The following is a 13,106-nucleotide window of genomic DNA, read 5'->3' on the forward strand; positions in this document are numbered from 1 at the left end:
TTCAAGCGTACTTTAAGTACTTATAAATTCGGATTAGTAAAGCAAATTATTATAAGGATATCTTTCACGGTGAATTTCCACAATGATATCGTATAATTTTTGTTTAAATTCCTCTAAGTTTGTTTTATTTGTAGCTGAAATGAAGATTGCTGGATCAGCATTCTTGGCCATCCAGCTGTTTTCAAAATCTTCCAATGTTACTGTTTTTTCACCTTCTTCACCCTCTTCAACTGTCGGTACATAAGCATCAATTTTATTGAATACCGTAATGATCGGTTTATCTAAAGCTCCAATATCTTTCAATGTCTCATTAACAGCGATAATATGATCTTCAAAATTTGGGTGTGAAATATCAACCGCATGAATCAATACATCCGCTTCGCGAACTTCGTCTAATGTTGATTTAAAACATTCAACTAAATGATGGGGAAGTTTACGGATAAAACCTACAGTATCGGATAATAAGAAAGGTAAATTATCAATCACTACTTTACGAACGGTTGTATCTAATGTTGCAAATAATTTGTTTTCAATCAAAACATCCGATTTTGAAATCATGTTCATAATGGTTGATTTCCCGACATTGGTATAGCCGACTAAAGCAACACGTATCATTTCACCCCGATTTTTACGTTGTGTTTCATTCTGTTTGTCAATCAGATCAAGACGTTCTTTTAAAACAGTTATTTTATTTAAAATAATACGTCTATCAGTTTCAATCTGACTTTCACCAGGACCACGCATACCGATACCACCACGTTGGCGTTCCAAGTGGGTCCATAATCTCGTCAACCGGGGTAATAAATACTGTAATTGTGCTAATTCAACTTGTGTTTTTGCTTGCGCACTTTTAGCATGGCTTGCAAAAATATCTAAAATTAAATTTGATCTGTCTAATATTTTAACTTGAAGCTCACGTTCGATATTACGTAATTGAGAAGGAGATAATTCATCATCAAAAACGACCATATCAATTTCTTCTGCGATAACAAAAGCTTTAATATCTTCTAATTTTCCTGCCCCTACATAGGTAGAGCGATCTGGATAAGTTAATTTTTGTGTAATAATACCTTTTGTTATCCCGCCTGCAGTTTGAACTAAAAATTCTAATTCTTCAAGATACTCGTGTGCTTTTTCCTCGCTTAATCCCTGAGGAATTACACTCACGAGTAAAGCTGTTTCGGGTCTTACTGCGGTGTCGTATATTTTGATTTTTGCCATTGTTTTCTATTCTAATTTTGTATTGCTTATTAAGATTTTGCATGAGTAGGCCAAGGGGCACTGCAAAAAGACGTGAAAATGATGTGACGTCATAGTACGATGACTCAATAATAATACAAAGATAATCGTTTTTAGTTTAATTGTTTTATGCCAAAAGCGGATCCTATAATTTTATTAAAGAAGCTTACAGACTAATGCATAATGGAATAGGAGTGAGATAAGTACTTTATGAGATCTTATCCCATGCAATACCGTCCGTTTTTCTAGCGAGGTATTGTCTGAGTGATGCATGACGTTCTTCTGTCATTTCTGGATCTTCCTTGAAGATATCAATAACAGAATTTCGGGCTTCTGACAAAAGCTGTTGGTCTGTTGCAAGGTTGGCCAGTTTTAATTCCAGTACACCAGATTGCTGCGTACCTGAAATATCGCCAGGACCACGAAGTTCTAAATCAACTTCTGCGATTTCGAATCCATCATTTGTTCGTACCATAGTATTCAATCGCAACTTCCCTTCCTTGCTTAACTTATTACTTGACATTAAGATACAGAATGATTGCTCTGCACCACGACCAACCCGTCCTCTCAATTGATGGAGCTGTGATAAACCAAATCTTTCCGAGTTTTCAATAATCATGACAGAAGCATTGGGAACATTAACACCGACTTCAATTACGGTTGTTGCAACCATAATCTGGGTTTCATGTTTCACAAAACGTTGCATCTCAAAATCCTTATCTTTGACAGGCATCTTGCCATGGACAATACTGATCTTAAATTCAGGAAGCGGAAATTCACGTTGGATATTTTCTAGACCTGCTTCTAAGTATAATAAGTCTAGTTTCTCACTTTCCTTGATCAGTGGAAATACAACATACACCTGTCTCCCCTTTGCTATTTCTTCACGGATAAGACCAAACATGCGCAATCTGGAGCTCTCGAAAAAATGAACTGTCTTAATCGGTTTTCTTCCCGCAGGGAGTTCGTCGATAACCGAAATGTCCAAATCGCCATACATAGTCATTGCCAAAGTACGCGGGATAGGGGTTGCGGTCATCACGAGCATATGTGGAGGAATGCTATTTTTACGCCAAAGCTTAGCGCGCTGTTCAACTCCAAATCGGTGTTGTTCGTCAATAACAACAAAACCTAAATTTTTAAATTTGACTTTATCTTCAATTAAGGCATGGGTTCCTATCAGAATATCCAAAGTGCCATTTTCCAATTCTTCATGAATGATACGGCGTTGCTTAGTACTCGTAGAGCCCGTTAATAATTTAATATTGCAGATATCCTCTCCCAGTAACTCTTTTAGCCCCGTATAGTGTTGGGTTGCTAATATTTCTGTTGGTGCCATCATGCAAGCTTGAAAACCGTTGTCTATGGCCAAAAGCATAGTTAAAAGTGCAACCACTGTTTTCCCAGATCCCACATCGCCCTGCACCAAACGATTCATTTGTGCGCCGGTAACAGTATCCTGTCTGATCTCTTTGACGACACGTTTCTGTGCGTTGGTCAACGGAAAAGGAATCCGTTCTTTGAAAAAGGTATTGAATTTGTCGCCGACTTTAGAGAAAATCTGTCCCCTGAATTTTTTAGTATTGAGCTGTTTATTTTTTAGTAATTTGAGCTGAATATAGAATAATTCTTCAAATTTGATACGTTTTATGGCCTGCGTCAGTTCCTCTTGACTCTGTGGAAAATGAATTGCAACAGTGGCTCTGGCTTGGTCCATCAATTGATGCTTGGCCAATAAATAAGCAGGTAGCTGTTCAGTGAGTTGACGAAATACGGTTTCTAAAGCAGTCTGCTGTAATTTTTGAATCCCTTTACTGTCTAAGTTGAACTTCTTCAGTTTCTCAGTGGAAGAATAGACAGGTTGCAAGGTCATGTTACCCAAGTTTTTTACCTGAGCTTGATAAGGTTCCATTTCGGGATGTGTGATCGATATCTGTCCATTAAATACAGATGGTTTGCCATAGAGCACATAGGCGGAACCTACTTTTAATGATTTCTGTAACCAGGTGATCGATTGGAACCATACCAGTTCGATGCTCCCTGTTTCATCTTTGAATTGTCCAACCAAACGTTTTGCTCTTTTTTCACCAACTTCTTTAAGCCCAATAAGTCTCCCTAATACTTGGGCCGAATACATATCGGCATCCAGTTGTCTTATTTTATGAAATAAGGTACGGTCAATGTAGCGAAAAGGGTAATAACTGAGCAGGTCACCAATGGTGAAAATCTGCAATTCTTTTTTAATTACATCAGCTTTCTGAGGGCCTACGCCTTTCAGATATTCTATTGGGGTTATTAAAGATAAATCAGCCATTCTTCTACTTTGCTAATTTAAGGATTTTACTTAAAAATTTAGTAAAATACTATAGATGATTGCTAAAGTTGTTGTATCGGTTAATTAAAAAGGAGTATTTAGTCCGGTGATGTGGTATCAGATATTTTTTCCACATATTAATAAAAAAAGCTGCCCCTTTATTGAAGAGGCAGCCTTTAAATAGGATAAGATGTTGATTAAAAATTTCCTTTATTCACATCCCACCATAGACGTGTACCACCGTTATCAGCACCGCCAAGTAATGAAATGGCATTTTGTACCTCAGCTGCATTCGTGTTGTACTCATTTTGTGGAAATGGTAAACGGCGGATCTGAATCTTAGTGTCAATAAGACCAGCGCTATTATTCACCGCAACAGGGAATAATTTTGGATATCCGGTTCTACGGAACTCACTCCAGGCTTCTTGTCCTTCTGGGAAGATCGCTAACCATTTTTGTGTAATAATACGTTCCAACTTTTCTTCATTAGAGGCTGCATCATTCCATTGAATAGTTAAGTTAGTTGGTGCAGCTGCATTATTGCTTGCATTGAATGGATCAACGTAAGCAGCAGCTTTACTCGTATTGTCTTGTAAATAGGCCGATAAACCACTTACGCCCCATTGTGCAAAAGAGGTCTCAACACCTTTTTCATAAAGTGATTTTGCTGTTCCACCAACATTTGCCCAACCTCTCAATGCGCCTTCAGCACGTAAAAAATAGACTTCAGCAGCAGTCATTAAAATTGGGGCAGTGGTTGCTGTGAATGACGGCGTACTTCCTCCCGTATTAAGCGCTGATAACATCTGGTATTTGTCTTTTTCAATACCTGCTGCACCTGTACGGATACCAATGTATTTGCCCGCGAAGCCGGTTGTCTGTTTGTCAACTGGTACTGGCTCCATATATTTAGAAATACGCGGATCGCCGTAACCTGTCATGTATGACTGTAAAGAAGCATTCATACGGGTATCTGCCCAATTCTTTGAAATAAACCAAAGGGGATTGCTGAATGTACCGTCTGTAGGAACTTTTACTTTGAAGTTTTCACTATTCGCTTCAATAACGCCACCATTTGCTGGATCTAACGCTTTCTCTGCTTGTGCTTTTGCTAGTTGAGGGTCAACTTTTACAATACGCACAGCAAGACGCAAGCGAAGTGAGTTCGCTAATTTTAACCAGTTCTTAAAACGTGTCTGATTATCCAAATTCGGATAAACTAAATCGATCTCTTCAATTTTGTCGGTCATTGGACTTTGAGCATTAAACGACTTTAAAGCCTCCGTCGCTTCATCCAATTCTTTGAAAAAAGCAGTGTAAAGATCAGCTTGCTTATCATAAGGAATATCTCCAGATGTGCCAACTTTGCTATATGGAATAGGTCCGTAAATATCAGTTACACGATTAGCAGCAGCTACCTTAATTACTTTTGCAGCTCCGCCAAGTGCTGGATAGTTTTTATCCAATCCATTTTTTTGTAGTTTATCAATAGATTTGATCACATCAAGGTAAAGTACTTTAAAGGGTTCACCATTCCAGCCATTTACCATAGCGTAATTCAGGTTATTTTGACCGCTATTGAAAGGTGTAGGGGACATGAAATAACCAGAGAATACGTCGGCATTCAGATTTTGTTGAAGTTGATATGAATTTGGATCACCACCTCCAGAAAAATTGTAGATGGCCATCTGTGCTGTTTTGAAGAATAGTACTAAATCTTTTCCATCGGCAGCCAGGTCTTCATCTGTCAGGCCGTTGTTGTTTTTGTTATATTCTTCGAAGTTTTTTGTACAGCTGCTCATGGCACTTCCAAGTACCACAAAAGCTAACATCAACTTACTTATGTTTTTGAAATTGTATTTCATCGTTGTTTTATTAAAAAGTTGCATTCAAAGTAAGACCATAGTTACGTGTTGGAGGCATCATGAAGATATCGACTCCACTTAATGTATTGCCGGTAGACATGGTCACTTCAGGATCAAAAGGTGCTTTCTTAGTAAAGTAGAATAGATTTCTGCCGACTGCCGAAACGCGGAGCTTTTTAAAGAAACTATCATTGAGGTTAAAGTCATAGCCTAACACTAATTCGCGTAGTCGAACAACTGTTCCGTCATAGATATATTGACTGCTTACAGGTCCCATACCACCAACGGTTGTATACCATTTCTCTGCTGCAACATTTGTAACTTCAGCACCAGCAGCTGTAACGCCATTGATTGTTACACCCCCATTAGCGCGGGCATCTCCACTTGCTTTTGAAACACCATAACCGTCAAGAAGCGCCTGTGTTATGGACATCACTTCGTAATCAAACTTACCGTCGATCAAGAAACTTAAGTTGAAGTTTTTATAACTAAAGCTATTGTTCAATCCCATTTGCCAAACTGGATTTGAATTTCCTAATTTGGTATAATTGGAATTCTTTTGAGGAGTACCGTCTGCCGAGACTAGAATACGGCCTTGATCATCACGAGCAAAATCTTGACCATAAATGTCACCAAAAGAACCGCCTACTTCAAATTTGGAAGCGTAATTGTTACGTCCATCTCCGGTTAATGCAAATTCTTTAATGCGATCATCTAATTTGATAATCTTATTTTTGTTATAAGTGAAGTTTAAACTTGTTGTCCAGGTAAAATTGTCATTCTTAATGGCATCTAATGACACTAATGCTTCAACTCCTTGATTTTGGATATCTCCAGCATTGATGGCATATTGATCATACAATGATGCTTGACTGGCAGCAATTTTGAAGAACTGATTCTTCGTATTTGTCTTATAGTAGGTTACATCTACGTTTAAACGGTTGTTCCACATACGCCATTCAGTACCAATCTCTAATGAATGTGTTTTCTCTGGTTTAAGACCTTTAAGAAAAGCAATATCATTGAGGTTGATAACACCATAAGCATTCAGATTATTGGTTAATAAGGTGGTGTATGGAGGTAAATCATTACCAACGATAGCATATGAACCCCTAATTTTGGCCATGTTGACAAAATCAGGCATGTTCAATTTGTCGTTTAAGACAACACCTAAACCTACTGATGGATAAAAGAATGAATTTGATTCTGTGAAAGCAAGTGTACTTGACCAATCATTACGAGCAGTTAAATCAAGATATAACCATTGATCGTATGATAGATTAGCACTGGCAAAAACAGATTGCAGTTGTCTTCTGTTATTTGATAAACCTGTCGGAGTAGGTGTAGTCGAATTCTGAATGATAAACTGATTTGGATATTGCAGACCTGCTGTTCCACTGGTGTAATCTACTCCTTCAGTCTTCCAGTCTGTAATACTTGTTCCCACGACACCGGTAATCTGAAGCTTATCGTTCACATTGAAGTTCATATTGGCGATTAGATCACCATATTGTTGTGTGATGGTTGTATTCGTGTAATTATAGCCGCCATTTGGTCTAGCTAAAATATTTTGAGTACCTGCATATATTTTTCGATCCCAAACTTCACTTGTACGATCTACACTTCCACGTGCTTGAACATTAATCCATGGTGCAATTTGATATTTGGCACTTCCATTTAATAATAAACGGTTTCTTTTAGAACTGTTCTGGTTTCTGTTTACGATCCACCATGGGTTTTGTTGGGTTGTAGGATCATCGGATAAAGTAAACCAGTTCTGATCATAAAGATTACGGCTTGGATTAAATTTCTCAAAATCTTTGTAAGGTGAAATATCAATACTACGAGGCAATAAATAAAGTCCTACTAGAGGATTATAATAAAAACCAGATGTTGGTGCATTATCCAATTTTTGGGTAATATAATTGGCACTTCCTTCAACCGTTAATTTGTCATCAAAGAATTTAGCGCTTTCTTTCAGATTGAAATTGTGACGGGTCATGTCATTATTTGGCGTAATTCCTTTTGCTAAGGTATTCGCGTAAGAAAAATAAGTCTGATTTTTCTCGTTTCCGCCCGATAATGTCAATGAATTTGTAAAATTACTACCTGTTCTTAAGAACTTGTCAACATTATTAAAATTAGCTTGATCGCTTTTCTCTCCCCAACTGGATACACTTGTTGCACTATTTTTTCCACCCGATCCCTGTCCATATTGATTTTGAAATTCGGGTAAAGATGTTGCTTGTTCGATTTGTGCACTGGAAGAGAAATTGACGGTTGTACGTCCTCCTTTTCCAGACTTTGTTGTGATCAAGATAACGCCGTTGGCCGCTTGACTACCATATAAAGCCGCAGCAGATGCTCCTTTTAGTACAGAGATATTTTCCACATCTTCTGGATTGATCATAGCAATTGGATCTCCGGGATCGCGTTGCCCACCAAATACGTTATCAGGTTGTGTTCCTAATGTCTGATTATTGATAGGTACACCATCAACAACATACAATACCTGATTGTTGCCTGATGCAGATTTATTACCTCTAAGCACAACTTTAGCAGAACCGCCGGGGCCCGATGAACTGGAAGCAATATTGACACCTGCAACTTTACCATTTAGATTATTGGCTAAGTTGGTGCTTTTTACGCGATTCAGTTCATCACCTTTGAGTTGTTGGGTCGAATAAGTTAAGGATTTTTGAGAACGGCTAATTCCTAGTGCTGTAACGACTACACTTTCTAATTGCTGTGTCTGCGGTACAAGACTCACGTTGATAGTAGTCTCATTTGGTCCTAATGTAACAGTTTTGGTTTCGTAACCAATCACACTAATGCTCAAAATACGATTCTTATCGTCAACGTTAATTTGAAAAACACCATTAGCATCTGTAGAACTAGCTTTAGATGTCCCTAGAACTTTAATGGTTGCTCCAGCTATTGCGGCTTTAGACTGGCTGTCCACAATAGTACCCTTTACTTGATTGTTTTGGGCATGGAGTAAAGAAGCTGAAAAAAGCATTGTCGGAACAATACCCAGTATCTTTAATGTAGTTTGTAATTTACTATTCATTCAGTAATATGTGTTATGATCTAATTATGTCTTTACACATTTCATAAGAATAGATTTATTGTAAATGGCTAATTCAATTTAGCACATTGGTCAGTAGATGTCTCATATTGAAGATAGGTAGGATACGCAATTTCGCAAATGTGAATAAATATCAATACAAGGTAAAAATAAGAAGGATTCTTATTCTAGGAATCTAATGTACTACTGTTCTATAAAATTTAAAAGAATTTTATAACATATGTGATACATTTTAACGTTTGTTTCCTGTAAATAGCTATTTATCAGGTTGTTTTATTTCAATGTTTTTTGCAGGGAAATTAAGTTTTGTATCATAATTTGTTTTAATCTCAAAAAATATATGTTCAGACGTAGAGGGGGAGATCAAAAAAAATCGGCCAATACTTTAAGAGCTTAGCCGATTTTAAAAATACTGCTGTTTGTTTTATTATTCTGAGAGCTCAACAACGGGTTTGTTATTGACGCATTTTACTCCTTTGGGATATGTATATTTTCCTGTGGAACAATTCGGCTTTTCACGTTCTATGATATTCTTTTTTAAGGAATTGTAAAGTGCAATATCTTTCATGATTTCTGGACGTTCTGCTGTTCTAATATAAGCTATATGTTCAACTCCACAGTCTTTTAATAGTATTGTCGTACCCCAGTTTTCGGTTCCGCTACAAGTAAGATTATTCAGGTATTTGTCGATCTTTATTTTTAAAGGGGCAATACGTATTTTACTTTCTGATAAGCTTAAATCTTTTATGTACAGTAATTTGGCTTTTCCATTTACGCAGGAAAGTTGAGTGGGTTCACTATTAAACAAAATATACTCCTCACAGGGCTCGTAAATAATTCCTTCTTTGATACCGGCATTGACTTCGTTGGATCTAAGTGCTAAATATTCCTCCCATAGTTTATTGAATTGTGATTTGAAACGTTTATGCACAGGGAAATAAACATGCCCACACCAAAAGTTGCTGACTTTTTCAATGTTCCATTCGTTCAAATTTTCACATTTTTCTGAAGCAATGAGTTTATCAATTTCGGCTTTCTTTTCTTCAGCTTTAGCAGACCATTGTTCAGAAGTAAAATCGTCTTTTTCGCAAGCACTAAAAAGTAACATAAATAGAAACAAATAGCTGACTAGTTTTATAAATTTCATATCGAGTAAGTATAAAGTCTAAAAGACTACAATCGGTTTATTATTTTCACATCGCACGGATTTGGGGGCGGGGGCACTATTCGGAGTACAATTTTGTAGTTCTTTATCTAATTGTGTTAGATGGAAATATAATGTATTATATTCTGTAAGAATTGCATAAAATCCATTACGATATGTTTGATTAGCAATGGTTGGAATCCATATTTGGGAACAATCTTTTTTTATGCCAGTAACTATCCAATCACTCGCCGCGGTACATGGTTTATCTTTAAAGTAATGCTGCAGTGTTTCACTTCTTTCGTTTAGAGCTGTTCGTGTCTGTTCGGTATTGAAATCTTCGGCAGTTTTTACCTTTGCAAATCCATTCTGACATATGATTCCGAAATGTACAGGCATATGTAGAGATACAAAGTTTGGATATGGCCGATCATCAGCGTCCATGGCTTTTGTTAATAAATTAGTATGTTCTTTTTTTAGCAGATCATATTTGTTTTTTATTGTGGGAGAAACGGGTAAGTAACCTCGAGTAGTTGGATCTAACAATAAGGTATCGACGTACCACTTGCTGATGTCTCCGCATGAAATACTTTGTGTAAGCAAGTGCATTTCTTGATATTTCTCTGATGCTTTTTTATAAAGCTCATCATAAGAAAGGTGATCTTTTTTGCACGATAGTATCGTGAGCACTAAAAAAGAAAGTGTAAAAAATCGATAGATTTTCATCGTATTAAGGTTACATGGTTAATATTAGTTTATTAACCATGTAAACGTAACTAAAACAGGTTGTGCTACATGAGTTTTTTCCTTTTAAAGAGAAATTTTATTTTATCAGAATTGAAGATCAGAATAGCAATGAAAATAAGGCCATATGCCCAAAATTTGTAAGGATCTACCTGCTCCTGAAAGTAAGTAATAGCGAGTGCGAATGCAATGATGGGATTAATGTACAACATGATCCCCAATGTGGAAGAAGATATTTTCTTTAATGCATACATGCTCGAGAAGAGCGGTATGATTGTGAACAATAGTGCTATGGTTAAAGTAACGGTCCAAAATGTGCTGTCTTGAGGTATTGGACTTTGATCAACGAGCATTTGGGGTATAATGAATAATGTACAGATGGCAAGTTGGAGTGCCAGCATATTGAGTTTGTCAAACCCTTGTATAATACGCTGTAATACCAAATAAAAGGCATATAGTGAGCCAATGGTTAAAGACCATAATACTTCTGTAAGTGATCCGGTTGCTAACATGCATACACCAGTAATAGCAATAAGTAAAGATACCTTTTGGGCTATATTTAAGTTTTCTTTTAAAATTAAATAGCCTGCTGCAGTCGTGATTAATGGACATAAGATGTAAGCAAAGGCACCGGCCTGTACACTGATGCTATTAATGCAGTAGATATACGTATACCAGTTTGCAAATAAAAGTATAGCCGAAATAAGGGTAAGATAGGTAATCTTAGTTCTGTTATTCTTGGGCAGTTGCTTAAAATAATTATAATCAGCTCTAATGTCGGCCTTTCTGAAAACGATATTGAAGAGCCAAAGAAGTGAAACGGCTAATATGATGCGGTAATGGAGGATATCTTCAGCTGACCAATTTTTTAATAAGCGTATAGGGACAGCCATAAACCCCCAGATTAAAGGACCTAAAAAAGCCGCTAAGAAATACTTTCCGCGGCCTTCAGTATCTTGTTCTATGTTTGCCATTAATCTTTCCAAGCAATCACGGAGATTTCTACATTTACATTTTTTGGAAGAGTCTTTACAGCAACACATTCACGTGCAGGCTGTACTGTAGTGAAGTATTGTGCGTAGACTTCATTTACTGTAGCAAAGTCATCCATACTACTTAAGAAAATAGATGCTTTAACAACATCTTCAAATCCATAGCCTGCGTTTTTTAAGATGGCATCAACATTCTTTAATACTTGATGTGCTTCATCTGCAACTCCTGTTGTGATTAATTCCATAGTTTCAGGAATTAAAGGAATTTGTCCGGAAACGTATAATGTTTTGTCAGCTTTTATAGCTTGGTTGTAAGGACCAATTGCCGCTGGTGCTTTTTCGGTATTTAAAATAATTTTTTGAGACATATGCTGGTATTTAGGATGCAAAGAAAAACTTGTAAATCAGCGCCAGAATGAAAACGATGATGGCTATAGCATTAATAATATGCATAGCTTTTAGATTGCCGTTCGTTGGGCGATTGGGGTCTTTTTTTCTAAAAAAGTACATGGAACTAAGTTACGCTAGTAAATTGATAATCGCAATGATTATCTTTAAACAATCAAAAATAAAAGATAATGAATAAACTCGCATTAGTTGGTGGAAGAATTTTTTCAGATTATAATCTTATTGAAGATAAAACATTGCTTATTGAAAATGGAGAGATTACTGGAATAGTAGAGCCTAATCAAGTTCCAGCTGATTTTGAACAGATTGTTGTTAATGGAGCTAATATTTGTGCGGGTCTCATTGATTTGCAGTTATATGGCGACGGTGATGATTTATTTTCAGCGCATTTGACTTCAGCATCTTTACAGCGCATTTCTGATCGTTTGGTTCGAAAAGGAACGACTTCATATATGATGACTTTAGCGACAAATATGTTTGAAGTTTTTCAAGAAGCGATTCAGGTTGCTGACAATTTTAAACATGATGCATTATTGGGCTTGCACCTTGAAGGGCCATTTTTGAATGCAAAGAAGAGAGGGGCTCACCCGGCTGATCTCATTGTAAAAGCAACAAAAGAAAATATTAAGGAATTGCTTGGCGAGCACAATACTGTTGTGAAAATGATGACCATTGCTCCGGAATGTATGGACGATGATGTTCTTGAGTACCTAAAATCGTATGAACTTTTATTAAGTGCAGGGCATAGTGATGCAACATTTAAGGAAGGCACTAAAGGTTTTGATCTGGGGATTCCCACAAGTACCCACCTATTTAATGCGATGTCTTCTTTACATCATCGGGAGGTTGGTATGGTAGGAGCTATTTTCAATCATCCAACAGCATGTTCGAGTATAATTACAGATGGACATCACGTCAGTTTCGAGGCAGTTAAAGTGGCTAAAAAACAAATGGGCGAACGATTGTTTTTGATATCAGATGCAGTTGCTGCTTGTGCACTAGGAATCTATCAACATGTGTTGAATGACGGTTATTATTCACTGCCCGACGGGACGATTTCGGGAGGAGCGATTTCTTTATTTGAATCGGTTAGAAATATAGTGCAACAGGTTGGTGTTCCATTGGACGAGGCGATACGGATGGGAACTACTTATCCAGCAAGACTGCTAAAGCGTACAGATATTGGAAACCTGAATATAGGAAGTATAGCTAATGTGATCATATTTACTTCTAATTTTGAACTTCAGGATGTTCTGGTTAAAGGAAAGTTAATATCGCGCTAGTGCTCTTGATACAAATTCATAATCCGTAC

Annotated in this window: 10 protein-coding genes; 1 reads left to right on the plus strand and 9 read right to left on the minus strand. The window is 37.0% G+C overall.

Features of this window, described 5'->3' with window-relative positions; all coding sequences use genetic code 11:
* Positions 1–33 precede the first annotated feature (33 nt).
* From hflX to EDF66_RS26525, 9 genes are all read right to left on the minus strand, one after another.
* The gene (gene hflX, locus EDF66_RS04450) at positions 34–1,221 is read right to left on the minus strand and encodes a GTPase HflX (protein WP_021191965.1); all 1,188 of its coding nucleotides are present in this window, start codon (positions 1,219–1,221) and stop codon (positions 34–36) included.
* A gap of 226 nt (positions 1,222–1,447) precedes the next feature.
* A complete protein-coding gene (recG, locus tag EDF66_RS04455) occupies positions 1,448–3,553 on the minus strand; it encodes an ATP-dependent DNA helicase RecG (RefSeq protein ID WP_132840916.1) in 2,106 nt (701 codons plus the stop codon).
* Positions 3,554–3,750: 197 nt separating this feature from the next.
* Positions 3,751–5,418, minus strand: a complete 1,668-nt coding sequence (locus EDF66_RS04460) for a RagB/SusD family nutrient uptake outer membrane protein (protein WP_132840918.1) — start codon at positions 5,416–5,418, stop codon at positions 3,751–3,753.
* Between the two features lie 10 nt (positions 5,419–5,428).
* Entirely contained in the window at positions 5,429–8,488 is a 3,060-nt protein-coding gene (locus EDF66_RS04465) for a SusC/RagA family TonB-linked outer membrane protein (protein ID WP_132840920.1), read from the minus strand.
* Between the two features lie 445 nt (positions 8,489–8,933).
* Complete coding sequence (locus tag EDF66_RS04470) at positions 8,934–9,653, minus strand: hypothetical protein (RefSeq protein ID WP_132840922.1); 720 nt, start codon at positions 9,651–9,653, stop codon at positions 8,934–8,936.
* Between the two features lie 18 nt (positions 9,654–9,671).
* Entirely contained in the window at positions 9,672–10,376 is a 705-nt protein-coding gene (locus tag EDF66_RS04475; RefSeq protein ID WP_132840924.1) for a hypothetical protein, read from the minus strand.
* Positions 10,377–10,441: 65 nt separating this feature from the next.
* On the minus strand, positions 10,442–11,368 hold the full coding sequence (locus tag EDF66_RS04480) for an EamA family transporter (RefSeq protein WP_132840925.1): 927 nt from the start codon (positions 11,366–11,368) through the stop codon (positions 10,442–10,444).
* A complete protein-coding gene (locus tag EDF66_RS04485) occupies positions 11,368–11,754 on the minus strand; it encodes a RidA family protein (protein ID WP_132840927.1) in 387 nt (128 codons plus the stop codon). The genes EDF66_RS04480 and EDF66_RS04485 overlap by 1 nt, the downstream gene beginning before the upstream one ends.
* A 10-nt stretch (positions 11,755–11,764) precedes the next feature.
* On the minus strand, positions 11,765–11,896 hold the full coding sequence (locus EDF66_RS26525; protein ID WP_310437834.1) for a DUF6728 family protein: 132 nt from the start codon (positions 11,894–11,896) through the stop codon (positions 11,765–11,767).
* 68 nt (positions 11,897–11,964) lie between these two features.
* On the opposite strand from EDF66_RS26525, the gene nagA reads away from it, so the two are divergent.
* Positions 11,965–13,077, plus strand: coding sequence for an N-acetylglucosamine-6-phosphate deacetylase (gene nagA, locus EDF66_RS04490; protein ID WP_132840929.1), 1,113 nt, complete (start codon positions 11,965–11,967; stop codon positions 13,075–13,077).
* The last annotated feature ends 29 nt before the right edge of the window (positions 13,078–13,106 follow it).

This window comes from Sphingobacterium sp. JUb20, assembly GCF_004342035.1.
Taxonomy (GTDB): domain Bacteria; phylum Bacteroidota; class Bacteroidia; order Sphingobacteriales; family Sphingobacteriaceae; genus Sphingobacterium; species Sphingobacterium anhuiense.

Excerpts from the sequence above, each read along its gene's own strand:
- EDF66_RS04470 (WP_132840922.1), bottom strand. The coding sequence starts at position 9,653 with ATGAAATTTATAAAACTAGTCAGCTATTTGTTTCTATTTATGTTACTT.
- EDF66_RS04475 (WP_132840924.1), bottom strand. The coding sequence starts at position 10,376 with ATGAAAATCTATCGATTTTTTACACTTTCTTTTTTAGTGCTCACGATA.
- EDF66_RS04480 (WP_132840925.1), bottom strand. The coding sequence starts at position 11,368 with ATGGCAAACATAGAACAAGATACTGAAGGCCGCGGAAAGTATTTCTTA.
- EDF66_RS26525 (WP_310437834.1), bottom strand. The coding sequence starts at position 11,896 with ATGTACTTTTTTAGAAAAAAAGACCCCAATCGCCCAACGAACGGCAAT.
- EDF66_RS04485 (WP_132840927.1), bottom strand. The coding sequence starts at position 11,754 with ATGTCTCAAAAAATTATTTTAAATACCGAAAAAGCACCAGCGGCAATT.
- recG (WP_132840916.1), bottom strand. The coding sequence starts at position 3,553 with ATGGCTGATTTATCTTTAATAACCCCAATAGAATATCTGAAAGGCGTA.
- EDF66_RS04460 (WP_132840918.1), bottom strand. The coding sequence starts at position 5,418 with ATGAAATACAATTTCAAAAACATAAGTAAGTTGATGTTAGCTTTTGTG.
- nagA (WP_132840929.1), top strand. The coding sequence starts at position 11,965 with ATGAATAAACTCGCATTAGTTGGTGGAAGAATTTTTTCAGATTATAAT.
- hflX (WP_021191965.1), bottom strand. The coding sequence starts at position 1,221 with ATGGCAAAAATCAAAATATACGACACCGCAGTAAGACCCGAAACAGCT.
- EDF66_RS04465 (WP_132840920.1), bottom strand. The coding sequence starts at position 8,488 with ATGAATAGTAAATTACAAACTACATTAAAGATACTGGGTATTGTTCCG.